This is a genomic window from Rhizobium leguminosarum (assembly GCF_001679785.1).
Classification (GTDB): domain Bacteria; phylum Pseudomonadota; class Alphaproteobacteria; order Rhizobiales; family Rhizobiaceae; genus Rhizobium; species Rhizobium leguminosarum_R.
Window position 1 is genome coordinate 960,011 of the sequence record NZ_CP016286.1, and the last position, 24,567, is coordinate 984,577.

General features: G+C 61.1%; 21 protein-coding genes. 10 read left to right on the top strand and 11 right to left on the bottom strand.

What is annotated here, in order from left to right; translation table 11 throughout:
- Positions 1-5: 5 nt before the first annotated feature.
- The 3 genes from msrQ to BA011_RS04955 form a co-directional block, all read right to left on the bottom strand.
- Positions 6-662 (bottom strand): protein-methionine-sulfoxide reductase heme-binding subunit MsrQ, encoded by a 657-nt coding sequence (gene msrQ, locus BA011_RS04945; RefSeq protein WP_065279615.1) that lies wholly within the window; start codon positions 660-662, stop codon positions 6-8.
- On the bottom strand, positions 662-1,609 hold the full coding sequence (gene msrP / locus BA011_RS04950) for a protein-methionine-sulfoxide reductase catalytic subunit MsrP (RefSeq protein WP_065279616.1): 948 nt from the start codon (positions 1,607-1,609) through the stop codon (positions 662-664). The genes msrQ and msrP overlap by 1 nt, the downstream gene beginning before the upstream one ends.
- Positions 1,610-1,863: 254 nt before the next feature.
- Positions 1,864-3,198, bottom strand: a complete 1,335-nt coding sequence (locus BA011_RS04955; protein WP_065279157.1) for an ISNCY family transposase — start codon at positions 3,196-3,198, stop codon at positions 1,864-1,866.
- A gap of 414 nt (positions 3,199-3,612) precedes the next feature.
- Here BA011_RS04955 and ilvD point away from each other — a divergent pair, with 414 nt between their 5' ends.
- Positions 3,613-5,451 carry a dihydroxy-acid dehydratase gene (gene ilvD, locus BA011_RS04960; protein WP_065279617.1) on the top strand — a complete coding sequence of 613 codons (1,839 nt, stop codon included), beginning with the start codon at positions 3,613-3,615 and terminating at the stop codon, positions 5,449-5,451.
- A gap of 169 nt (positions 5,452-5,620) precedes the next feature.
- Here the strand turns inward: ilvD and BA011_RS04965 are convergent, their stop codons facing one another.
- Positions 5,621-5,974, bottom strand: coding sequence for a lysozyme inhibitor LprI family protein (locus BA011_RS04965; RefSeq protein WP_065279618.1), 354 nt, complete (start codon positions 5,972-5,974; stop codon positions 5,621-5,623).
- A 23-nt stretch (positions 5,975-5,997) separates the two neighbouring features.
- Complete coding sequence (locus BA011_RS04970; RefSeq protein ID WP_065279619.1) at positions 5,998-6,378, bottom strand: YkvA family protein; 381 nt, start codon at positions 6,376-6,378, stop codon at positions 5,998-6,000.
- Between the two features lie 254 nt (positions 6,379-6,632).
- Here BA011_RS04970 and BA011_RS04975 point away from each other — a divergent pair, with 254 nt between their 5' ends.
- Positions 6,633-8,036: a DegQ family serine endoprotease gene (locus BA011_RS04975; protein WP_065279620.1), complete on the top strand. Its 1,404-nt coding sequence runs from the start codon at positions 6,633-6,635 to the stop codon at positions 8,034-8,036.
- On the top strand, positions 8,033-9,349 hold the full coding sequence (locus BA011_RS04980) for a replication-associated recombination protein A (protein ID WP_065279621.1): 1,317 nt from the start codon (positions 8,033-8,035) through the stop codon (positions 9,347-9,349). Before BA011_RS04975 ends, BA011_RS04980 begins: the two co-directional genes overlap by 4 nt.
- Before the next feature lie 13 nt (positions 9,350-9,362).
- Here BA011_RS04980 and BA011_RS04985 read toward each other — a convergent pair whose 3' ends face one another.
- Positions 9,363-9,674: a DUF1883 domain-containing protein gene (locus BA011_RS04985; RefSeq protein WP_065279622.1), complete on the bottom strand. Its 312-nt coding sequence runs from the start codon at positions 9,672-9,674 to the stop codon at positions 9,363-9,365.
- A gap of 192 nt (positions 9,675-9,866) precedes the next feature.
- Here BA011_RS04985 and BA011_RS04990 point away from each other — a divergent pair, with 192 nt between their 5' ends.
- On the top strand, positions 9,867-10,814 hold the full coding sequence (locus BA011_RS04990; protein WP_065279623.1) for an alpha/beta fold hydrolase: 948 nt from the start codon (positions 9,867-9,869) through the stop codon (positions 10,812-10,814).
- Positions 10,815-10,855: 41 nt separating this feature from the next.
- Here BA011_RS04990 and BA011_RS04995 read toward each other — a convergent pair whose 3' ends face one another.
- Positions 10,856-11,860, bottom strand: coding sequence for a ketopantoate reductase family protein (locus tag BA011_RS04995; protein WP_065279624.1), 1,005 nt, complete (start codon positions 11,858-11,860; stop codon positions 10,856-10,858).
- Positions 11,861-12,098: 238 nt separating this feature from the next.
- The gene (locus BA011_RS05000; RefSeq protein ID WP_065279625.1) at positions 12,099-12,689 is read right to left on the bottom strand and encodes a nucleoside 2-deoxyribosyltransferase; all 591 of its coding nucleotides are present in this window, start codon (positions 12,687-12,689) and stop codon (positions 12,099-12,101) included.
- 467 nt (positions 12,690-13,156) lie between these two features.
- Here BA011_RS05000 and BA011_RS05005 point away from each other — a divergent pair, with 467 nt between their 5' ends.
- Positions 13,157-14,131: an alpha/beta hydrolase gene (locus BA011_RS05005; RefSeq protein WP_186806553.1), complete on the top strand. Its 975-nt coding sequence runs from the start codon at positions 13,157-13,159 to the stop codon at positions 14,129-14,131.
- A gap of 40 nt (positions 14,132-14,171) precedes the next feature.
- Here the strand turns inward: BA011_RS05005 and BA011_RS05010 are convergent, their stop codons facing one another.
- The 3 genes from BA011_RS05010 to lepB all read right to left on the bottom strand — a co-directional run bounded on the left by BA011_RS05010 (position 14,172) and on the right by lepB (position 17,652).
- Positions 14,172-14,789 carry a carboxymuconolactone decarboxylase family protein gene (locus tag BA011_RS05010; protein ID WP_065279627.1) on the bottom strand — a complete coding sequence of 206 codons (618 nt, stop codon included), beginning with the start codon at positions 14,787-14,789 and terminating at the stop codon, positions 14,172-14,174.
- Between the two features lie 63 nt (positions 14,790-14,852).
- The gene (locus BA011_RS05015) at positions 14,853-16,388 is read right to left on the bottom strand and encodes a sensor histidine kinase (RefSeq protein ID WP_065279628.1); all 1,536 of its coding nucleotides are present in this window, start codon (positions 16,386-16,388) and stop codon (positions 14,853-14,855) included.
- Positions 16,389-16,965: 577 nt separating this feature from the next.
- Positions 16,966-17,652 (bottom strand): signal peptidase I, encoded by a 687-nt coding sequence (gene lepB / locus BA011_RS05025; protein ID WP_065282414.1) that lies wholly within the window; start codon positions 17,650-17,652, stop codon positions 16,966-16,968.
- Between the two features lie 599 nt (positions 17,653-18,251).
- On the opposite strand from lepB, the gene BA011_RS05030 reads away from it, so the two are divergent.
- The 5 genes from BA011_RS05030 (at position 18,252) to BA011_RS05050 (ending at position 24,563) form a co-directional block, all read left to right on the top strand.
- A complete protein-coding gene (locus BA011_RS05030; protein ID WP_065279630.1) occupies positions 18,252-19,301 on the top strand; it encodes a LacI family DNA-binding transcriptional regulator in 1,050 nt (349 codons plus the stop codon).
- Positions 19,302-19,306: 5 nt separating this feature from the next.
- Positions 19,307-20,920, top strand: coding sequence for an acyl CoA:acetate/3-ketoacid CoA transferase (locus tag BA011_RS05035; protein WP_065279631.1), 1,614 nt, complete (start codon positions 19,307-19,309; stop codon positions 20,918-20,920).
- Positions 20,913-21,692, top strand: a complete 780-nt coding sequence (locus tag BA011_RS05040; protein WP_065279632.1) for an enoyl-CoA hydratase/isomerase family protein — start codon at positions 20,913-20,915, stop codon at positions 21,690-21,692. The genes BA011_RS05035 and BA011_RS05040 overlap by 8 nt, the downstream gene beginning before the upstream one ends.
- Positions 21,692-23,212, top strand: a complete 1,521-nt coding sequence (locus BA011_RS05045; protein WP_065279633.1) for an aldehyde dehydrogenase family protein — start codon at positions 21,692-21,694, stop codon at positions 23,210-23,212. The genes BA011_RS05040 and BA011_RS05045 overlap by 1 nt, the downstream gene beginning before the upstream one ends.
- A gap of 88 nt (positions 23,213-23,300) precedes the next feature.
- Positions 23,301-24,563: an ABC transporter substrate-binding protein gene (locus tag BA011_RS05050; protein WP_065279634.1), complete on the top strand. Its 1,263-nt coding sequence runs from the start codon at positions 23,301-23,303 to the stop codon at positions 24,561-24,563.
- Positions 24,564-24,567: the final 4 nt, after the last annotated feature.

Below are 24,567 nucleotides of genomic sequence, written 5' to 3' on the forward strand. Positions count from 1 at the left end.
CCGTCTCACGAGGCCGACGCCACTGCGCGATTGTGCGTCCGCCCTTTGCCCTTCTGCCTGCTGCGTGCAATCGGCCGATAGGAGCGGTAGAGGATCAGCGCAATGATCAGCCCGACATAGATATATTGCTCCAGGTCGAGGATCTTGGTCGAGAGTGCGAAGTGCAGCGCCCCGCAGGCGGCGATGATGTAGACGAGGCGATGCAGCCAGATCCAGTTCTTGCCGAGCCGGCGGATCGAGAAATTGTTGGATGTCAGCGCCAGCGGAATGAGCATCGCAAGGCCTGCCATGCCGAACATGATGAAGGGGCGCTTCAGCACGTCGTTGATGACGGCGTGAATATCCATCGCCTGGTCGAGCACCATGTAGACTGTGAAATGCATCAGCGCGTAGTAGAAGGTCAGCAGGCCGAGCGCACGGCGATAGCGCAGATAGTTCCAGCCGAAGAGCTCGCGGGCCGGGGAGACGGCAAGCGTTGCGATCAGGAAACGGATCGTCCAGATGCCGAGGAAGAGCTCGAAAGTCTTGACAGGGTCGGCGCCGAGTTGGTCGGTCGCGCCGAGATAGAAAGTCCAGGCCGCAGGCACGAGCCCGACGACATAAAGCAGCCAGACGGAGGCAGGCTGCCAGCGCTTCGGGAGGGCGAGCGACAGTTCCGCCATCAGAAATTCGCCTTCAGGTCCATGCCGGCATAAAGGCTTGCGACTTCGTCGGCATAGCCGTTGAACGGCAGGGTGGGATGGCGGCTCGCGCCGAAGAAGCCGCTCTCGCCGATGCGCCGTTCGCTGGCCTGGCTCCAGCGCGGATGGTCGACCTCAGGGTTGACGTTGGCGTAGAAGCCATACTCCTGCGGATTGGTGACCTGCCATGTATTCTTCGGCTGCTGGTCGGTGAGCGTGATCCTGACGATCGATTTGATGCCCTTGAAGCCATATTTCCACGGCACGACCAGGCGGATCGGCGCGCCGTTCTGGTTCGGCAGGGTTTCGCCATAGAGCCCGACGGCCAGTAGCGTCAGCGGATGGCGTGCCTCATCCAGGCGCAGACCCTCGACATAGGGCCAGTCGAGCGACTGGAAGAAACCCTTCTGCCCAGGCATCTCGTCTGGTCGCACCACGGTTTCGAAGGCGACGTATTTGGCGCTACCGAGCGGCTCCACCTTGTCGAGCAGCGACGCCAGCGGAAAGCCGTCCCAGGGGATGACCATCGACCAAGCCTCGACGCAGCGCATCCGGTAGGTGCGCTCCTCGATCGGGAATTCCTTGATCAGCGCCTCGAGGTCGAAGGTGCCTGGCTTGTTGACCATGCCGTCGACCTTGATCGTCCAGGGCAGCGGCTTGAAATCGCCGGAAAGAGCTGCGGGATCGCCCTTGTCGAGGCCGAACTCATAGAAATTATTGTAGGTCGTGACGTCCTTGATCGGGGTCGGTTTCTCGTCGACCTTGTACTTGCTCTCAACGGCGGAGAGGGCCGCAGCGCTCGCCTTGCCGGCGCTATAGAGCCCCATAGCGCCAAGCGCTGCCGCGCCGAGGAATTCACGGCGGCGCACATAGATCTGGCGCGGCGTGATCTCCGATGACGCGATCTTCGGTGGGCGATAGGTTGGCATGTTGAAACCTCCTCGGCGGATATCCTGAAATATAGCCCTTAAACGAACCGCCGGCATGTCTAGATTAGTTTCCGTCCATAAACGCTGGTTTTCTTGAGCTTGCAGCGCACTTGGGTTCCGCTTGGTGGCCGCTTTGAAGCCATGCGGTGTGGCTCATGGGTGCTAATTGCGGCGGCCAGGATTTCTGGTGGACATGCGCGCATTGGCAACTGCCGGCGTCACGCCGGTCCGGTTTTGGCTGGCGACATGGGATGTCAGGTCGGCCTGAGGCGGGCGAAGAGGGCGAGATTGTATGCGACCACCGAGGACCAGACATAAGCCTTGAAGTGGTCGAGCCCACGCCAGGTGCAGCGCCCCAAGCCGTAGGCGCGTTTGAGGCAGGAGATGCCGGCCTCGATGCCGGCGCGGAAGTTGCGCAGCTTGCGATAGACCCAGCGGCTCTTGACCATGTCTTCGATCCTGAGGCCGCACTTCTTGTGGAAGGCCATGTCGCAGATGCCCCAGGCTTTGGCTCGGCTCAAATTATCGCGGCTGGCATAGCCGCCGTCGGCCGCCGCCTGACGCGGCGCCTCGCCCCAGATGCCGATGTGGCGTTCCAGCATCGGCAGCAAGCGCTCGCTGTCGGCCGGGTTGCCGGTTTCGACGACGAGGTCGAGGATCAGCCCGCTTGTGCCGGTGGTCAAATTGATCTTATGGCCATACTCGACGTCGCGGCTGCCTTTGACGATGATGTCGGCATGCGGCTCGAACAAACTGACCAGCTTGTCGCCAGCCGGCACCGCCTCGCCGGCCAGGACCCGCCGCTCGGTCTGGGCGATGATCCGTTCGATCAGCGGCTTATAGTGGCGGAGTTGGGCCTGCCAGAGTTCGACCGCCGGGCCCGCCGCCAAGGGCAGTTGCGCCGCCGCCTGTTCGAGATAGCTCAAGGTGGTGCGCGTGATCCTGAGCAGCGCGCGATAGTGCTGAACTCGTTTCGGACGACCGCGGGTAAATTGGATCGCCCGGGATCGCTTCTTCGCCGCGCGGCAGTGATCGTGCCATGAGATGGCGCTGCCCAAGGAAGCCGCCTGCTGCAACAGCCGCACCATCACCCGCACGCAGTCCCACAAAAGACTACTGTCGCTCGGTTCGTGCATCAGCGCCGAAGTGACGGTGCTGTCGATGCGCACGACCTTGCCGCGTTCCACCTTGTCCTGCCGGGCGCTCGTCAACAGCACGCGATTGATCGCTTCAAAGGTCCCGGCCCGGATCGCGCTGATCGTCTTGTGCAAGACCGACTTCTTCGGGTTCCACCCCCACGGCAGCCGGGCAAAGGCCCGGAACGAGGCGGAATCTTCCAGATGAAAGGCCAACTCCTCATAACTCAACTGACGGTGTTGTTTGAGCAGGGCGCAACGCAGCACGGCCTCCGCCGGCAGGCCCTCGCGGCCGGTCTCCTTGACGCCGTGGCGGCGCAGGTCCTGCGCTACCAGCCCGAGCAGATCACGATGCTCATCCAGCCATTGCGACATGGCTTTCAGCTCGCGGCCGATCTCGTGTTCGGCGAAAAGATCGAATATATTGGCTTGGACGGTGCGTTCTTGGCGCATTGTCGGCTCCGGCGGTTGCGGGTTTGTCTTTAGAATCAATGGCTTGATCTAAAGTATACCTGAAACCGCCGGGCTTTGCCCGTCGCAATATCGCTATTCCTCCAATAATTTCAGTGGTTTACCGTTTGTGGACGGGCACTAGATTAGTGTCTAAGCCTTGAATATTGCTGACGGGAAGCCAATTTTTTGTGTTCGGTCGTGATGGAATAGACTGTAACAAAACGTCGCGTCGAACCGTATATGATCGATGGGCCTCATGGCGCTTCTCCCCGGCGTACCGGATTTGGGCTTCCCGGTAGTGACAGCCCCCGTCGATTGGATTAGGACAATTCCAAAAAGCAGCGTTTGCCCGGCCCGCAGGCTCCATGCCGCCCGGCTTCGCCTGATAATTCCGACACGTTGAGGAAGACACCGATGCCAGTTTACCGTTCCAGAACCACGACCCATGGCCGCAACATGGCGGGCGCCCGCGGCCTTTGGCGTGCGACGGGCATGAAGGATTCGGATTTCGGCAAGCCGATCATCGCTGTGGTGAATTCCTTCACTCAGTTCGTGCCCGGCCATGTGCACCTGAAGGACCTTGGCCAGCTCGTTGCCCGCGAGATCGAGGCGGCCGGCGGTGTTGCCAAGGAGTTCAACACGATCGCCGTCGATGACGGTATCGCCATGGGCCATGACGGCATGCTTTATTCGCTGCCCTCGCGTGAGCTCATCGCCGACAGCGTCGAATACATGGTCAATGCCCATTGCGCCGACGCCATGGTCTGCATCTCCAACTGCGACAAGATCACCCCCGGCATGCTGATGGCTTCGCTGCGCCTCAATATCCCGACGGTCTTCGTCTCGGGCGGTCCGATGGAAGCCGGCAAGGTCGTGATGCACGGCAAGACCCATGCACTCGACCTCGTCGACGCCATGGTTGCCGCAGCCGATGACAAGATCAGCGACGAGGACGTCCAGACCATCGAACGCTCGGCCTGTCCGACCTGTGGTTCCTGCTCCGGCATGTTCACTGCCAATTCGATGAACTGCCTGACGGAAGCCCTCGGCCTGTCACTGCCCGGCAACGGCTCGACGCTTGCCACCCATCTCGACCGAAAGCGCCTCTTCGTCGAGGCCGGTCATCTGATTGTCGATCTCGCCCGCCGTTATTACGAGCAGGATGACGTCAAGGCACTGCCGCGCACCATTGCCTCCAAGCAAGCCTTCGAGAACGCCATGACGCTCGACATCGCCATGGGCGGTTCCACCAATACGGTCCTGCACATTCTTGCCGCCGCCCATGAAGGCGAGATCGATTTCACTATGGCCGATATCGACGCGCTGTCGCGCCGCGTGCCGTGCCTGTCGAAGGTCGCACCCGCCAAGAGCGATGTTCATATGGAAGACGTCCATCGCGCCGGCGGCATCATGTCGATCCTCGGCGAACTCGACAAGGGCGGTCTCTTGAACCGCGATTGCCCGACGGTCCATGCCGAGACGCTGGGCGATGCGATCGATCGCTGGGATATCACCCGCACCAACAGCGAAACCGTGCGCAACTTCTATCGTGCCGCACCCGGCGGCATCCCGACCCAGGTCGCCTTCAGCCAGGAAGCCCGTTGGGACGATCTCGACACCGATCGCGAGAACGGCGTCATCCGCTCGGTCGAGCATCCCTTCTCCAAGGATGGCGGCCTTGCCGTGCTCAAGGGCAACCTTGCGATCGACGGCTGCATCGTCAAGACCGCCGGCGTCGATGAATCGATCCTGAAGTTCTCCGGCCCCGCCCGCGTTTTCGAAAGCCAGGATTCGTCGGTCAAGGCGATCCTTGCCAACGAGGTGAAGGCCGGCGACGTCGTTGTCATCCGCTACGAAGGCCCGAAGGGCGGACCAGGCATGCAGGAAATGCTCTATCCGACGAGCTATCTGAAGTCGAAGGGCCTCGGCAAGGCCTGCGCGCTCATCACCGACGGCCGCTTCTCCGGCGGCACCTCCGGCCTCTCGATCGGCCACGCTTCGCCGGAAGCGGCAAATGGCGGCACGATCGGTCTGGTGCGCGAAGGTGATATGATCGATATCGACATCCCCAACCGCACGATCAGCCTGCGTGTCAGCGAGACCGAACTCGCCGCCCGCCGCGCCGAGCAGGACGCCAAGGGCTGGTATCCCACTGAAGTGCGCAAGCGGAACGTCACGACCGCGCTGAAGGCCTACGCCGCCTTCGCAACGAGCGCCGATCGCGGCGCCGTGCGGGATCTGAACGCGCGGTAGGTCGTCGCACCTACGACCCGCTGATTAAGAGTCAGCTGCTCTTCCAACCGGTCGCTTCAGAGCATGATGCCGAAAAGTGTGAGCGGTTTTCGGACAACATCATGCTCTCGCTATATATTGTAGAACAGGATTCAGATTTTAGGCCGACCCGGCCTAAAATCATACTGTTCTAGAGCGGCCGGTTGATGTTTTTATAAGACTCGCCGAGCTGCTTCAGCCGCTCGTCATAGGCAGCCTTGATGCAAGTTGCATCTGCCCCGCATTCCTGCCGTTTCTTCAGCCAGGCCGTCTGTTCGTCCTGCAATGTTCCGCGCGAACCCATCGCCAGCAGGCCGGAGAGCAGCTCGAAAGTCGTCACCATCTTCACATCGGCGTCGTTGAGTGCGCGGTTGTCGCAGATCGCTTTTTCATCCGGCTTCAATTCTTTCGCATCGCAATCGAAGCTTGCTGCCTGTGCCAGGTTCGCTGCGATCAGCAGGATCGCTAAGCCGAGGGCCGCTGTCGTCGTTCTTGTCGTGATCATTCATATGTTCCTATTGCTGCCGCTCAGGCTAGCTTCCGCAGTGCCAGAGCCAGGAAGATGATGCAGATGAGCCAGACGGCAAGGATGAAGATCAGTCCGACCCGGCTGGAGGGACGCTCGGTGCGCCTTGTCGCCTCCGTACGAAGCTCGTTGATCACCTCTACTGGCACAAGCCGGATCGCCAGCATGATACCGAGCGGCACGATCAAAAGATCGTCGAGATAGCCGAGGATGGGGATGAAATCGGGGATGAGATCGATGGGCGACAGCGCGTAGGCGGCAACGGCGCCGGCCACCGCTTTGGCATGCCACGGCACGCGGGGATCGCGGGCGGCAAGCCATAGGGCAACGATGTCACGCTTCAGTGACTTCGCCCAGCTTTTGGCTTTTAATATCAGTTGCATGGCCAATCTTCCTGAATCAAATTCACACTGACTTCAACCCGTTTGCAAGACGCCGTCTTGCCTTGTTCTTCCATGCTTCCGCCCTCTTTCCTTTCTAGCGTCGGGCCGCAGAACAGGATTTTAGGCCGGTTCCGCCTAAAATCTGAATTCTGTCCGCAATTAGATAGTTAGAGGATGATGTCGTCCGAAAACCGCTCACACTTTTCGGCATCATGCTCTAAAACGTTCCTCAAGAGGATTCAAAAGGGATACCCATGCAAGGCCTGTTCAAGCGCGCCTCCGTCTCACTATTCGCTCTCATGCTCGTCCTGCCGCTTGCTGCCCATGCGCAGACGGCAAAGACCGTACCCGAGAGCCAGATGCAGATGCAGCTCTCCTTTGCGCCGCTCGTCAAACAGACGTCGGGCGCCGTCGTCAATGTCTATGCGGAAAAGACCATCCGGCGGCAGTCGCCCTTTGCCGGCGACCCTTTCTTCGAGCAATTTTTCGGCCAGCAGATGCCGAACCGTTCGGAGAAGCAGTCTTCGCTCGGCTCAGGCGTCATCGTCGAGGCGAACGGCACTGTCGTCACCAACAATCACGTCATCGAGGGCGCCGACGATATAAAGGTGGCCCTCTCGGACGGCCGCGAATTCCCCTGCAAGGTGGTGCTGCGCGACGACCGTGTCGATCTTGCCGTGCTGAAGATCGACACCAAGGAAAGCTTTCCGACATTGCCGATCGGCAATTCCGATACGGTCGAGGTCGGTGATCTCGTGCTGGCGATCGGTAATCCCTTCGGTGTCGGCCAGACGGTGACGAGCGGCATCGTCTCAGCACTTGCCCGCAACCAGGTGACCAGGAACGAGTTCGGCTTCTTCATCCAGACCGATGCATCGATCAATCCGGGCAATTCCGGCGGCGCCCTGATGAACATGAAGGGCGAACTGATCGGCATCAACACGGCGATCTTTTCGCGCGGCGGCGGCTCGAACGGCATCGGTTTCGCCATCCCTGCCAATCTGGTCAAGGTCTTCCTCGCGTCTGCCGATGCCGGCGTCAAATCCTTCGAGCGGCCCTATGTCGGCGCCAGCTTCGATGCGGTGACCTCGGAGGTGGCGGAGGCGCTCGGGCTGAACAAGGCCCGCGGCGCGCTCGTCGTCAAGGTTTCGGAAGGCGGGCCGGCGGCTAAGGCCGGGCTGAAGGCCGGCGAGATCGTCACCGCCGTCGACGGCATTTCCGTCGAGCATCCAGATGCGCTGCTCTACCGGCTGACGACGGCCGGCCTCGGCAATTCAGTCAAGCTCACCGTCATCGAGAACGGCCGCGAGGAGCAACTGCCGCTGACGCTCGCCCGTGCCCCGGAAACCTCGCCGCGCGACCAGCGCACCATCGGCGGACACACGCCGTTTACCGGTGCCGTCGTCGAGAACCTGTCGCCGCGTGTCGCCGACGAGCTGCGCATGCCGCCGGAATCGTCGGGCGTCGTCGTATCCGAGGTGAAGGAGGATTCGCCTGCTGCCCGTCTCGGTTTCGAACCGAAGGATATCATCGTCTCGATCAACGGCACCGATGTGAAGTCGACCAGCGAATTGTCCGAGATCGCCGATAGCGACCCCGGCTTCTGGCGGGTCGAGATAGAGCGCGACGGCCAGCGCATCCGGCAATTTTTCCGATGAGCAACGATCTCTTCGCGCCGCGCGTTCCGGAGGAGGTCGCTGCCAGGCGGCCGCTTGCCGACCGGCTGCGGCCGAAGACGCTTGCCGATGTCACCGGTCAGGAACACCTGACCGGTGAGGATGGCGTGCTGAAAAGGATGATCGAAAGCGGCTCGCTTGGCTCGATGATCTTCTGGGGTCCGCCCGGCACCGGCAAGACGACGGTGGCACGGCTGCTCTCGGGCGAGGCGGGACTGGCCTTCGAGCAGATATCGGCGATCTTCTCCGGCGTCGCCGATCTGAAGAAGGTGTTCGAGACAGCCCGTTTGCGGCGTATGGACGGCCGTCAGACGCTGCTCTTCGTCGATGAGATCCATCGTTTCAACCGCGCCCAGCAGGACAGTTTCCTGCCCGTCATGGAGGATGGCACCGTCATCCTCGTCGGCGCCACCACTGAGAACCCATCCTTCGAACTCAACGCCGCTCTGCTCTCGCGTGCCCGTGTGCTCACCTTCAAGTCGCATGACGAGGAGAGCCTCGAAGAACTGCTGAAGCGTGCCGAGGCGATCGAGCAGAAGCCGCTGCCGCTGACGGAGGATGCCCGCGCCAGCCTGATCCGCATGGCCGACGGCGATGGCCGCGCGGTGCTGACGCTCGCCGAAGAAGTCTGGCGCGCGGCGCGCGAAGGCGAAAGCTTCGATACCGAAGGCCTGACGCGCATCGTTCAGCGCCGTGCCCCGGTCTACGACAAGGCACAGGATGGCCACTACAATCTGATCTCGGCGCTGCATAAATCCGTGCGCGGCTCGGATCCCGATGCCGCGCTCTATTATCTCGCCCGCATGTTCGATGCCGGCGAGGACCCGCTCTATCTCGGCCGGCGGCTGGTGCGCATGGCGGTGGAGGATATCGGTCTTGCCGATCCGCAGGCGCTGGTGATCTGCAATGCCGCCAAGGATGCCTATGAGTATCTCGGCTCGCCGGAAGGCGAACTGGCGCTGGCCCAGGCCTGCGTCTATCTCGCCACCGCCCCGAAATCGAATGCCGTCTACACCGCCTTCAAGGCGGCAAGCCAGGCGGCAAAGCAGAACGGCTCGTTGCTGCCGCCGAAGCATATCCTCAATGCGCCGACCAAGCTGATGAAGGGCGAGGGTTACGGTGAGGGCTATCGCTACGACCACGACGAGCCGGATGCCTTTTCCGGCCAGGATTATTTCCCGGAGAAGATGGGGCGCCAGATCTTCTATGATCCGCCGGAACGCGGCTTCGAGCGCGATATCCGCAAGCGGCTGGAATGGTGGGCAAAACTTCGCAAGGAGCGCAATCCGCGCTGAAACCGGGCGAACCTCAGGAGGCGCGCGGCGTCTTCTGATTTGCCGGCGTGGCGATCACCTTGACGGAGGATTCCGCAAGCCCGTGATGACCTTCCATATCGACGATGACATGCCAGTGACCGCTTTCCGGAACGGCGATCTTGATCGGCGATTTGCGTGCCACGCCGCCGATATATTTGAAATCGAGAACCTCGGTGAACCGCTGGAAATTCGGGGCCGTCATCAGGCGGACATTGTTCACCGCATTCAACGACACCTCGATGATCGTTCCGGTGCGTTGTTCCCTAAGATCGTAATGGGTGAAGCGGAAATTCGGTTTCGGCATCGGTCTCGTGGCGTCTGAAGTCTCTGCGACGATATTTTACCAGGATGCCAGTTAAGGAAAAGTTGGTCCATTCGGACCGCGCACGAAAATATAGGAATGGCATAAAGGCCGATGCGAGAAATTTCGAAGCGCGGTGTCGGAAAGACATGAGCGCCGCCGTCCTTGCGGTATCGATGCAATCGGAGCAAGGACATGTCAAAGATGACGCTGATTTCGATGATCGCAACGGCCGCCGCATTCCTGGCCGCGCCCGATATATCAGGCGCCGACAGCAGCACGCCTGTTATCGAGGAGAAGAAGGCTGCAGCGCCGATTGTCAGGAAGGGGAGTCTGCCCGTCAACGGCATCGATTATTATTACGAGATTCGCGGCGAGGGCGAGCCGCTGCTGCTGCTTCACGGCGGCCTCGGGCAGATCGAGATGTTCGCTCCGGTCATGCCTGTTTTCACCGACCACCGGCAGGTGATCGCCGTCGATCTGCAGGGCCATGGCCGCACCCCGCTCGGCAAGCGGCCGATCGAGCTTCCGGCCATCGGCGCCGATCTCGCAATCCTGGTGAAGCAGCTCGGTTACGACAAGCTCGACGTCTTCGGCTATTCCTTCGGCGGCGGGGTGGCGTTGAACATGGCGGCAAATGCGCCCGACCAGGTGCGCCGGCTGGTGATACTCTCGGCACCCTATGCGCAGAACGGCTTCTTCCCGGAGATGCTGCCGCAGCAGGCGGCCGTCGGCGCCGGTATGGCCGACATGATGAAGGACACGCCGATGTTCCTCTCCTACAAGGCGGTGGCGCCTGACGTTTCGGAATTTCCGAAGCTGCTCGACGCCATGGGCGCGCTGATGCGCGAACCCATCGACTATAGCGATGCCGTCGCCAAGCTCACCATGCCGGTCATGCTGATCTATGGCGATGCCGACATGATCCGGCCCGAGCATATGATCGACTTCTACCACAAGCTCGGCGGCGGTCTGCGCGATGCGGGCTGGATGCGGGAAAACATGTCGAAGAACCGGCTGGCGATCCTGCCCGATCTCACCCACTACGAGACCTTCGCCTCGCCCCTGATGGCGAATATGGCCATGACCTTCCTCGATGGCGGCGGCAAGGCGCCGAACTGGGCCGAGCAGGTTGGAAAGTAAGCGAAGACGGCCGGGTTTTCCCGGCCGCCCTTGCTCCGCAATCAGCCGCCGCGCTGGTTTTCCCGATCCAACTGCGTCACCAGCGCCAGGATCGTTTCCGAAACCGGCGTCGGCACGGCGCTCAGGCGTCCGAGCGCCACCACCATGCCGACCAGCGGCGTGATTTCGAGCGCCTTGCCGCCGATCAGATCCTGCAGCATCGATGTGCGCACGCCGCCGATATGGCGCGATTGTTCCAACCGCTGCTCGACGGTCATGCTGAACCGCGCACCCAAGGCCTCGCCGACGGCGCGGACCTCACTCATCACCTTGCCGACCATAGCCGAAAGGGCGGGATCCGCCATGATGTCGGTCATCAGCGCCCTGGTCAGCGCGCTGATCGGGTTGAAGGCGGCGTTGCCCATCAGCTTGCTCCAGATCTCGCCGCGGATATCAGCTGTCGTCGTAATGCTGAGACCGGCGCCGGTCAGCACCGCGGCGATCGCCCCGAGATCGGGCGAGATGTCGCCGGAGGGCTCGCCGAGCACGAAGCGGCCGTTGTGGGAAAGCTGGATCTCGCCAGGATTGATCACTTCAGCGCCTTGATAAGCGACGCAGCCGATGACGCGTTCCGGCCCGATCAACCGCCACAGCCTGCCGCCGGGATCGAGCTCATCGAACTGCAGCTCGGCATGCCGGCTCTGGGTATCGCGGTGAAAATACCACCACGGGATGCCGTTGAGGATCATGACGACGCGGGTGCCCTCCTTGAGGAGGCCTGCAATGCCTTCGGCAGCGGGTGCCAGCTGATGCCCCTTGAGGCCGGTGATGACGAGATCCTGTGGCGGCAATGTCATGGGATCGTCGGTCGCGGTGAGGCGGACATTGAGCGGCCTTTCCGCATCGGCTTCGCGCAGGCTGAGACCGTTGTCGCGGATGGCGTCGAGATGTGCCCCGCGCGCGACGACGGAGATGGTGGCGTCGTTTCCGGCCTGGCGTGCAAGCTTGGCGGCGATAGCGCCGCCGAGCGCGCCAGCGCCATAGATGCAGATGGACTTGATGGACATGCTCGCCTCTTCATGGTGGTGATCGAACCTAGATCTAGGCCATGAAAGGCGTAAGGCGAATGCTAATTTGCCGCAAGCAAGGCGAGCGGGCGCCAGGCGGTGAGCCTTTTCGGCGCTTGCATGCTGCTCTTCGATTATCGCTCCCGAACGGCCGGTCCTCTTCTCGCTCGCAAACATGCTGGCGGACCAAGCTCTCTGATATCAGCGAGAAGCGTTGACAGGGAAGAAATCGGCGCCGTCAGCGCGATCCGTCAAGTTGACTGCCATCTGCACGCATGCCGGCGATCGTCTGAAGCGCTTCAAAATAAACCGCCAGGTCGCGGGCAGGATCCGCCGGGAGTGCGGCCGCACGAAACACCTTGCCTCCCGTCGCCTCGACCCCTCCGTCGATCATCAGGTTGTCGGCCATCCCGTGATTTTCGATCGCAATGCCATCCGGTCCGCGTGGGCGCCCGCTCGTCTCATCGATATCGAGTCCCGCATACCAGATCGAGCGAACACGCAGACCATAGTCGTCGGAGTGATTGGTATAGGCAAAGACCGGTTTTCCCAGCGCAATCATGAAGCCGATCTCGTAGACGGTACCCGGATCGGCGCTGACGCCTCGAAAAGGAGTGATGTTGGCAAGGCAGATCTCGGCTCGACGCATGGCGTCGTCGTTGCGTGCGTAGATCTCTGCGGCCGTCCGCTTCACCGGCGTCTGGTTTTCGTCGCTGCCGGGACCAGTCGGCTCGAAGCCGAACTGGCGCGCCAATCGGCGTTTCTCGGCCATGATGGGCATGGCATCCGGAAGAAAGACTTCCGGGCCGGCAAGGTAAATGGTGGTCATCTGTATCCTTCACTCACAAGCAAGACGAGGCGCCGGGGGTAGGGGACAGCCAGGCACGTCGTCCATTTCCGACAGAAGCGCGGCAAATGGCAAGCCGTGCAGGCAGCCATTGTTCAATTTTTTAAGAGCAGTCTGACGAATCCACAGGGAACGGGCAGCTGCCGACTTTCATTCCAGGCAGAGCGGAGGGGACGTCCAGAGGATCCGCCCTATCTCCGTCATCGAGCAGCCGCCTGATGTGGACGGCCCTCAAGGCGGCATCGACCGCACCCAGGCCCGGACGGGTGCGGCAATGTTCGTGGAATGAAAAAGCTTGGGGTTCGCGCCTGTCACCCTTTTGACTCCGGTGGACGAACCGGCCAAAGATGCCGCATGGCCAGTATCGTCGGGAGCGGTTGATGAACGGTCGGATTTTGCCAGCTGATATTCGAAGAGCCCCAAAGCGGCTCAAATGTCTATTCCCCGCTTTGGCTGCGCTGACGCTGCTGGCCTCGACGGTGGTCGGGCGGGACATTGGGCCGCAAAGCCCGGCCTCGCGCGAACAGGTCGAAAAACTTGTCGGCCTCTGGAAAGATCACTTTGCCGGCGCCGATAGCCTGCAGCAGCGGCGAACGGCCTTCAGGACGCTGATGGAGACGACGCCGGGGCCGACGCGCATTCAGGTGCGGCAGGTCGATGCCGACGGCGTCGACGCCGAGCTGATGTGGCCTGCCCGCCTTCATCACCCGATCGGCCAAAGGGTGATCCTCTATATTCATGGCGGCGGCTTTTCCAGCGGCTCCATTCGCACACATAGCCTGCTTGCCGGCTCGCTCGCCAAGGCCGCATCCAGCGACGTTCTTCTCATTGATTATCGGCTGATGCCCGAATATGGCTATCCCGCGCAGATCAACGACGCGCTGACCGCCTATCGCTGGCTTCTCGATAATGGCTACCGGAGCGAGAATGTCATCGTGGCGGGAGACGGCGCCGGCGGCAATATTGCGATCGAGACGGTGCTGCGGCAGATGCGGGCGGCGAAACCGCTGCCGGCGGCGGTGATTGCACTCAGTCCCATCACCGATCTTGCCGCGACGGGCGGCTCGATGACATCGAATGCCGAAAGCGATCCGCTGGTCAGCAAGATGTCAATCGAGGGCTTGCGCAAGACCTATCTCGGCAGCCGATCTCCGGCGGATCCCCAGGCGTCGCCGCTTTATGCTGATATGGCCGGCTTTCCGCCGCTGCTGCTGCAGGTCGGCTCCGGCGAAGTCCTGCTGGACGACACGCTGCGGCTCGCCGACAAGGCGCGCCAGGCGGGCGTGGATGTCACCACCGAGGTCTGGCCGGGCATGCCCCATCAATGGCAGCTGTTTCCCTCGCTGCTCGACGATGCCGATCGGTCGAGCCAGAATATCGCCGAATTTGCGATCCGGCATTTTGCGGACAAACCGCAGGAGTAGGGGCGGCAGGACCAGGCGTCCTGGCACCTCCGTCATCGCATCATTGCGAGCGAGACGGTGACGGCGCCAGAGGCCGCTCGACTTCCCGGCCGACGCTGAGCGCCTTTCGCACATTCGGCTCCAGCCGCTCCATATAAGCGTGGTCGGGTACAGCGCCCAGCGCATCCAGCATTTTCGAGAAGAAACACCGGGCCGCTGCCGCTGCCGTGACGTCGAAGACATCGGCGTCGCTCAGCCCGTGTTTCTTCAGCCCGTCGATGTCCTGCTGGGTCACCGACGTCGCATCGCGCGCCACCTTGGCGGCAAAAGCCATGATCGCGCGTTCGCCGGCATCGATCGGCGCCTTCTCCGTCTCGTTGACAACAGCCGTCAGCCCGTCGCTGGTGAAACCCTCGCGCAGCAGCACCGAGCCGTGCGCCAGCATGCAATAGGAGGATTTGAGCTCCTTGGCCGCCGCCAGCGTTACCAGTTCGTAGCGCCGCAAGCTCATATGGCCGCGAATGCTCGAAAGCAGCGCCGCCCAGCTCTCCATCACCTCCGGCCGATGGCCGAAGGCCCGATACATGTTCGGCAGATAACCATAATTCGCCTCGGCCGACGCATACATCGACGTCGTCTTCTCGCTGGCGGATGCGTTGGGGGTGTGAATGAAAGCCATGGCATGATCCTCCTCTATTGTGAGAAGGATAGGGTAGACAAGCAGGACAGCAATCCTGAAACGTCAGGCAGCGTCATTGGTCGCGGAAGCGTTACCACTTCTCTTGATCGGAAGAGTTACGGTGAATGTCGATCCGCATCCTCTTGCGCTTCGAACCTCTATCGAGCCGTTGTGCAGTTCGATGATCTGCTTCACCAGATTGAGGCCGATACCGGTTCCGGCAATCCCGGTCGAAGTCCGGGCACGAAAATAGCGCTGGAACAGCCGGGGCACGTCTTCGGCATCGATCCCCACACCATCATCACTGATCGAAACTTTGACGTTTCCCGTCTCCGCCCATGCGGTGACGCGAATTTCGGAGGTTCCAGGCGCGTATTTGACGGCATTGGAAAGCAGGTTGGTAAAGACCTGTCCCAAAGTCCGGGGATCGGCATCGATGAACTCCGGCAGGCCGTCGATATCCAACACAAAGCTGTGCGATTTTGCGATCGTCGATTGCCGCTCGCAACATGTTTTTATCAATGATCTCAATGCGCAGGCGTCGTAGTTGATATCGATCTTGCCGGTATCAAGGCGTCCGGCTGACAGGATGCTCTCCATAAGATCGACAATCCGGGTCACCGATGCGCGGATTTGATCGACCTTGTCGCTGAGAAATTCGGGCTCGACCGCCCCCCTTTTTCGCAGCAGCCGCTGGGCAGCAGCGTCGATGATGGCAAGCGGGGTCCTGAATTCATGGGATGCCATCGCCACGAATTGCCGCTGCAATTCGTTGATGTTGCGCTCCTGCGCCAGCATGCGCTCGAGTTCCCGCGCCTGCCGCTCGACTTCCGCCGTGCGGCTCTTAACCGTCGCTTCGAGCTGATCGTGATGCCGGCGCAGCTCTTCGGCAAGTCGCACGGTCTTTGTCACGTCCTCATGCGTGGCCACGTATCCACCCGTTTGCATCGGATTGTGGGTGATCTTGATAACGCGTCCATCGGCCAGGACGATGTTCTGGCTGGCCGGCGCACCGCGTGCTGTCGCTTCGAAGACCACGTCAAAATAGGCGGCGGTATCGGCCGGCCCATTTCCCTCCCGGCTGCGATAGGCCAGGATATCCACAAGTGGCGTTCCCGGTTGCGTCAGCAGGTCCGGCAGATTGTACATCCGTGCATAGGAGGCGTTGCATAGAATGAGATTCTTTGACGAATCGAACATGCACAGCCCATGCGGCATGTTGCTGAGGGCTGCGTCGAACCGGCGATGTTGCTCAGTCAGGCTGTCTTCGACGCGAATGAGGGTCGAGATGTCTTCGTAGCTGAGGATCCAGCCTCCATCCTTCGACGGCGCGCAGGTCAATGAGACCATCCCTCCGTCGGAAAGGGCAAACTGGGATGTGGGCGGTCCACCGGCCATCGTCCGCCGGGATGCCACTGCACGGCAGTCTGCGGTGCCCGGCAATCCGTCGATATTCATGCCTTTGCGGATAGCGCCGTGCGGAAGACCGAGAATATCAAGCGTGCGCGAATTGAAAGCCGTCACCGTACCGGCAGGATCAAGCAGAACAATGCCCTGAGGCAGGCTCTCCAGAATGGATTCAAACGAGTGTGACATCATCCGGCCCTGCTTCAGATCTGGCGCCTTGCACGTATCCTTAGCATTCGTCAGAAACGATAAAGTTTCGCTAATGGCTATCGTCGGGAGTTCCTTGAGAGCAATTCCAGCAAGAGTGCGCCGAGATTCTGTGTCATTTAGCTGAGTTGGGCGAGCTGCTCGTGCAGAAAATCAAGACTATCCTCGCCCACCTCGTTGGCGTCACTCAGCATGGGTTCGCCGGTCTCCTGATAAACAAGCAGGCAACGTACATGACTGCCGTCGTGAGCGCATTCCAGGCGTCTTCGCTGGGCTTTCCGGCCGCCTCGGAGAACTGGCGAAGCGTCCCGTGCTCCTCGTCGCTATAGACGAGATCGGAGATGTATCGGCCGCTCAGGACTCCACCATCACCCCAGGTGCGGATTGCCGCCAAGGCGGCTCGGCCTCCGGCGCGTGGGGTTCAGCACGTGATGACCAGAGATGCGGCGACGGCTGCCCAGCGCCGTGCTTGTTGGCGTGGCGGCAGAGCGATCAGTTCAGCGCGTAGTTTCATCTGTTCATGCTCTTTACCGGCCTGGTCGCAAAAATTTCTGCCTCAGGGCTATTGGATCCACGACATCTGCCGCGATCCATCCTCGGAATTGAAAAGCACGAGCGCTGCCTTCGCATATATATTGTCATCTGGGATAAACCCCATATCGAAGCGGCTATCCCGGCTGTTGTCACGATTGTCGCCCAGCACGAAATAATGCCCCTCGGGGACAACGAATTCCCTGGTATTGTCGCCGCGGCCGTCGTCCATTGATTCAATGATCGTATAGCTGCGGCCGGACGGCAGCATCTCTTTGAACGCATGCGCTGTTTCTGCTTGATAGGTGAAGTCACCCGCCGGTTCTCGCTCAACTGCGGTACCGTTCAAATAGAGAATACCGGATTTCATCTGAATGCGGTCGCCCGGCAGGCCGACGACGCGTTTCACGTAATCGACCCTCGGGTCCATTGGCGTCCGGAATATGACGACGTCTCCTCGCTCCGGTCCATGTCCGAATATGCGATGATCCGGTCCAAGCCCGTAAGGGAACGAATAGCGGCTATATCCGTAAACATATTTTTGCGCGAACGTGTAGTCGCCGCTCCGCAAGGTAGGCAGCATGGAGCTCGCCGGTATCGTGAACGGCTCCAAGACCAAACTGCGAAGCAGCATCGCCAAGGCGAGCGGTGCAATCAAAAAGATCAGGGCAAGGCTATACCACCGTGAGTACCAAGGAAACACGGTGTCTGCTGACATCTTCTTTGCCGTGCGATAGCCATGCAGCAGGCCGAACAGACGCCAGGCAAAGATCAGCAAATACCCAAAAGCAGCGGTCGAAGGAGCGCCAAACAACCAGAGTTGCGCGATAAAGATGCTGACGCCGCCGATAGAGTAGGCGATGGCATTCCAGCCGCTCCCGAGATAGGCCATAGCTATATCGGGACCGAATAGAAGTCCCAATGTCGCTGCGCAAATGGGACGACGAGCGCGAAAAGCTTTAAAAATTTGCATAAAAAATCTCGGTAGGTTTGACGAATATACTCAGGTCACAATCGCTCTTTGGCAGCGCCTCATTTCGACTTGTAGTCGATGTCCTGAAAAATGCCAGCCCCCGATTGGCCGCGTGCTATCGCAGAAAAACGTAGCTTTCTCGTACCCGAGAATATCGGCGGACGTTTTCCTGCTTGGCCAAAATTTAGAACGTTCCAATTTTCCCAGTGCTGACCGCCCCGGGCGGCGCCAGAAAAATTTGCCTAAAACGTGAGCGCGAACTGCACCGGCGCGAATTTTCACTTGACAAAATTGGAACGTTCCAAATATTTATCGATCGTCGACGTTGGCAGTCGGGAGGGGAAATGACAAAGGCGCGGGTAACCGTCATCGATATCGCGAAGGCCGCCGGCGTCTCGAAATCGACGGTTTCGCTGGTGCTTCAGGGCTCCTCCCTGGTCAATGAGGGGACGCGGTCCAAGGTCAATGCCGTGATGCGCGAACTGGGTTACGTCTACAATCGCGGCGCAGCCAATCTTCGACAGGCCGGCGCCAATTCGCGGATCGTCGGGGTCGTCGTCAATGACCTGACAAACAGCTTCTTTGCGGAACTGGCGGTCGGCGTCGATATGGTCGTTCAGTCGGCCGGTTTCGTGCAATTCCTGTCGAACACCAGCGAGAGCATCGACAGGCAGCGCGAGGTTGTCGCTTCGATGCGAGAACATGGCATCTCGGGGCTCATCGTGTCGCCGGCGCGCGCCACCGATGCCGCAGACTTCAAGCCGCTTGTCGCCGCGGGGATCCCTGTCGTGGTGGTCGTGCGAAACCTGCCTGGCGCCAAAGTTTCGTCCGTCGTCTCCGACAACCAGGCGGGAATGATGTCCGCCGTCAAGCACCTGGCGGATCTCGGTCACAAGCGCATCGCTTTTCTCGGCGGCTTTCCTGACACCGCTGTCTTCGACGACCGCCTTGCCGGTTACCGAAGCGGCATGGAGGCAGCCGGGCTCGACTATCACCAAGAACTTGTCATCTCGTCCGCGCCTTCGCGCGCCGGCGGGGTGGAGGCGATCGGAAAGGCAATCGTTCTTGCCGACAAACCCACGGCAGCCGTCTGCTTCAACGATGCCGTCGCCTTCGGTGTTTGTGACGGATTGCGTGCGCGCCGTCTGGAGCCCGGCTCCGACTTCGCGGTCGTGGGTTTCGACGACGTCATCGAGGCTCAGGCGGCGGTTCCTGCGCTTACGACGGTCTCGGTCGATCCGCAGGGCATTGGCCGCCGCGGCGCGCAGCTGCTTCTCAAGCAGATTAATGCGGGCAAGGCCGAGGCGGAGACGGTGACAACAGCCGTTCGGCTGGTCGTTCGCGAGAGCTGCGGAGCCCGCAAGAGCGTAAAAATCGAACAGGACTCTGAGTAATGCCCATGAAGAAGCATCTGACCCCGACTGAAGCAGCCGCGCTGATCCCGGATGGCGCCGTTGTAACGGTGTCTTCCTCGAGCGGTCTCGGTTGCCCGGACTTCATGCTGAAGGCGATTGGCGAGCGTTTCGATGCGACCGGGCATCCCCGCGATATTACCACCCTTCATCCTATCGCCGCCGGCGACATGAGCGGCATCAAGGGCGTCGACCATATCGCCAAGAAGGGGCTGCTCAAGCGCATCATCGGCGGTTCCTATCCGTCCGGTCCATCGTCGTCAGAGCCGCCGCTGATCTGGCAAATGATCACCAACAACGAAATCCCGGCCTACAACATTCCCTCGGGTATCCTCTTCGATATTCATCGCGAGGCCGCCGCGAAGCGGCCGGGCGTCCTGACCAAGATCGGTATCGATACATTCGTCGATCCTGAACGGCAGGGTTGCGCGATGAACGGCCTGGCTTCGGAGCATCCGGTGGTCAAGCGCGTGCGCTTCGAGGGTGACGACTGGTTGTTCTTTCCCTCGATCGTCCCTGAGGTCGCCATCATCCGCGCTACCACCGCCGACGAGCGCGGCAATCTGACATACGAACATGAAGGCGCCTATCTCGGCGGCCTCGATCAAGCGCTGGCCGCGCGCAACAACGGCGGCATCGTCATCGCGCAGGTCAAGCGGATCACCAAGGAAGGCTCGCTGAAGCCCCATGACGTCCGCGTGCCGGGAATGCTGGTCGACTATGTCATCGTCGATCCGGAACAGAAGCAGACGACGCAGACGCAATACGATCCGGCGATTTCGGGGGAGATCTTCCGCCCGCTCGATAGTTTCAGCGTTCCGGAGTTCAATGTTCAGAAAGTCATCGCGCGTCGTGTCGCGCAGGAACTGCAAGCGGGAAGCTGCGTCAATCTCGGCTTCGGCATATCGGCCAACGTGCCGCGCATCCTGCTGGAGGAAGGGCTTCACGGCGCAGTCACCTGGGTCATCGAGCAAGGCGCGGTCGGTGGCGTGCCGCTGCTCGATTTCGCCTTTGGCTGTGCGTCCAACACGGACGCCTATATGCCGTCTCCCTATCAGTTCACCTATTTCCAGGGTGCAGGCTTCGATGCGTCGCTGCTGTCCTTCCTCGAGATCGGCAAAGACGGTTCGGTCAACGTCTCCAAGCTTTCCTTCCGGCCGCATGTGACGGCGGGCGCCGGAGGCTTCGTCGACATCACGGCGCGGGCGAGGAAGATCGTCTTCTCAGGCATGTTCAACGCCGGAGCGAAGCTTTCGATCGCCTATGGCGCTCTTCTCATCGAGAAGGAAGGCAAGCTGAAGAAGCTCGTGAACGAGGTCGAACATGTCACCTTCAGCGGCAGGCGCGCGATCGAGCAGGGGCAGGACATCACCTATGTCACCGAGCGGTGCGTGATGAAGCTGACGCCCGACGGCGTCGTCCTCACCGAGATCGCGCCCGGCGTCGATCTCCAGGCCCACATCCTCGATCAGTCGGAGTTTCCGCTGATCGTGGCGCCCGGCCTGAAGGTCATGGACGCCGCGCTTTTCCGGGAAACAAACATCGGTCTGTCGCTTCCAGAAAAGAAGGCACGGACGCTGGAGGGCAGCTTCCATGGCTAGCGGAACCGTTAGAATTGACGTCGATGGACATGTTGCGACGCTGACGATTTCTCGTCCGGAAAAGCTGAACGCACTCGATCTCGATATGCTGAAAGCGTTGGCGGACGCGGCCGACGCGGTAGAGGCGAACGCAAATGTGCGCGCTGCCATTCTCACCGGCGAAGGAAAGGGCTTTTCAGCCGGAGGCGATATCAAGGCCTGGGGCGGAATGTTGCCTCAGGAGTTCGGTCATCTCTGGGTTCGGCATGGCCACCGTATCTTCGAAAGACTGGCGACGCTCCGGATGCCGCTGATCGCGGCTCTGAACGGCCACGCCCTCGGAGGAGGGCTAGAGCTTGCAGGGGTTGCGGACATTCGCCTTGCAGAGGAACAGATCAAGATCGGCCTGCCGGAGACCGGCCTTGGCATGGTACCGGGCTGGTCCGGGACCCAGCGTCTTGTGCGCCGGTTCGGGGCGCAGGCCGTCCGGCGCATGGCCTTGGGCGGCGAGATATTCACCGCCGAGGAGGCACGCCTGCTCGGGATCGTAGACGCGGTTGTTCCCACAGGAAACGCGCTTGCGGCCGCCCGGGAATATGCGCAGCGGATCGCCGCAAGGGGGCCGGCTGCGACCGAGATCGCGAAATTGATGATCGCATCGGCAAACGGCGAAGACAATGGAACCGCGGTCGAAGCCCTGGGCTCGATCCTCGCTGCGAAGACCGGCGATCTGAAGGAGGGCGTCGCATCTTTCAGCGAGAAGCGCCCGGCAACGTTCAAGGGAGAATGGTAATGACGGTTCTCGTCAACCCCACCGCGCTCAGCGACCACAAAGCGCGTGATTTCAAGATGCTCATCGACGGCAAATGGGAGGCAGGGAGCTCCGATCCGATCGAGCGAGTCGCGCCAAGCCATGGTGTCGTGATCAGCCGGTTTCCGACCGGCAGCAAGAGGGACGCCGAGCGTGCGATTTCCGCGGCACGCAAGGCTTTCGATCTTGGGCCGTGGCCCCGAATGACCGCTGCCGAACGTTCCGCGATCCTGCTCAAGGCGGCCGATCTGATCGCAGCGCGCGCAGAGGAGCTGGCATTTCTCGATGCTATCGAGGCAGGAAAGCCGATCACACAGGTGCGGGGAGAAATTGCAGGCTCCGTTGACATATGGCGCTATGCGGCGGCTCTTGCCCGCGACCTTCACGGTGAAAGCTACAACACGCTCGGCGACGGCACGCTCGGCGTCGTCTTGCGCGAAGCGATCGGCGTAGTGTCGATCATCACGCCTTGGAACTTTCCGTTCCTGATCGTCGGCCAGAAGCTGCCATTCGCCTTGGCCGCTGGTTGCACGACCGTCGTCAAGCCCTCCGAACTGACCTCAGGATCGACGCTGGTGCTGGGAGAGATCCTGCAGGAGGCAGGCATTCCGGATGGCGTCGTCAACATTGTCACCGGTACGGGACCCGAGGTCGGCGCGGTCATGACGTCGCATCCCGGCGTCGACATGGTGTCCTTCACCGGCTCGACCGGCGTCGGAAAGCTGACCATGTCGAATGCCGCACAGACGCTGAAAAAGGTCTCGCTGGAACTGGGTGGGAAGAACCCGCAGATCGTGTTCCCGGATGCCGATCTCGATGCATTCATCGATGCCGCGGTCTTCGGCGCATACTTCAACGCCGGCGAGTGCTGCAACGCCGGCTCGCGGTTGATCCTTCACAAGTCAATCGCTTCCGATGTCGTCAAGCGGATCGCCGAGCTGTCGAAGGCGGTGAAGGTCGGCGACCCGCTCGATCCCTCGACGCAGGTCGGCGCCATCATCACGCCTGAGCATCTGGAGAAGATATCGGGATACGTCACCGGCGCGAGGAGCAGCGGTGCCCGGGTCTCACATGGCGGCGAGACGCTCGATCTCGGCATGGGGCAGTTCATGTCGCCGACGATCCTCGAAGAGGTCACCCCTGATATGGCCGTGGCGCGCGAGGAAGTCTTTGGCCCGGTGCTTTCGGTGCTGACATTCGAGACGTCAGCCGAAGCGATCAGGATTGCGAATTCCATCGACTACGGCCTGTCAGCCGGTATCTGGAGCCGCGATTTCGACACGTGCCTGACGATCGGCCGGTCGGTGCGGGCGGGGACGGTCTGGATGAACACCTTTATGGATGGTGCTTCGGAACTTCCCTTCGGCGGTTACAAGCAAAGCGGCCTCGGCCGTGAGCTCGGCCGCCATGCGGTCGAAGACTACACCGAGACCAAGACGCTCAACATGCATATCGGCAAACGCACCAGCTGGTGGATGCCGCAGACGGAAAAGCCGGCTTAGCCGGCGGCCGAACTACGCCCGAGGAGGGCGGGTGATTGGTGCGGGAATAGGTCCCGCATCCTCCAAGATGGAACTGGGAGGTTCTTCGATGAATAGGTTTCTGACTACGACTGCAATGATCGCATTGGCTCTGGCCGGCGCCAGCGTGTCCGCCCAAGCCGCTGACGTGAAGGAAGTGCAGATGCTGCACTGGTGGACGTCAGGCGGCGAGGCAGCGGCACTGAACGTATTGAAGGAGGATCTTTCCAAGGAAGGTTTTGCCTGGAAGGATGTTCCGGTTGCCGGCGGTGGCGGCGATGCGGCGATGACGGCGCTGAAGGCGATGGTGGCGGCAGGCACCTATCCGACGGCCTCGCAGATGCTCGGCTATACCGTGCTCGATTATGCTCAGGCCGGCGTCATGGGCGACCTGACGGAGACGGCCAAGAAGGAAGGCTGGGACAAGTCGGTTCCGGCGGCCCTGCAGAAGTTCTCGGTCTATGACGGCAAGTGGGTTGCAGCCCCGGTCAACGTCCACTCGGTCAACTGGCTGTGGATCAACAAGGCGGTGATGGACAAGATCGGCGGCACTCAGCCGAAGACCTTCGAGGAGCTGATCGCGCTGCTCGACAAGGCCAAGGCTGCCGGCGTCATCCCGCTGGCACTCGGCGGCCAGAACTGGCAGGAAGCGACGATGTTCGATTCCATCGTGCTGTCGACCGGCGGGCCGGAGTTCTACAAGAAGGCCTTCAACGACCTCGACGATGAATCGCTGAAGTCCGACACGATGAAGAAGTCCTTCGATAATCTGGCGACGATCATCAAATATGTCGACCCGAACTTCTCGGGCCGCGACTGGAATCTGGCGACCGCCATGGTCATCAAGGGTGACGCGCTGTTGCAGGTGATGGGCGACTGGGCCAAGGGGGAATTCGTCGCCGCCAAGAAGACGCCGGACACCGACTTCCTGTGCTACCGCTTCCCGGGCACCGACGGCAGCGTGGTCTACAACTCCGACATGTTCGGCATGTTCAACGTCCCCGACGACCGCAAGGCGGCCCAGGTGGCGCTGGCAACGGCAACGCTGTCGAAGAGCTTCCAGTCGGCCTTCAACGTCGTCAAGGGTTCGGTGCCGGCCCGTACCGACGTTCCCGATACCGACTTCGATGCCTGCGGCAAGAAGGGTATCGCCGATCTGAAGGCAGCCAACGAAGGCGGCACGCTGTTCGGCTCGCTGGCGCAAGGTTACGGCGCACCGCCTGCCATCGCCAATGCCTATAAGGATGTCGTCTCGAAGTTCGTCCATGGCCAGATCAAGACCTCCGACGAAGCCGTCAAGCAGCTCGTCCAGGCGATCGACGACGCCCGCTGAGACC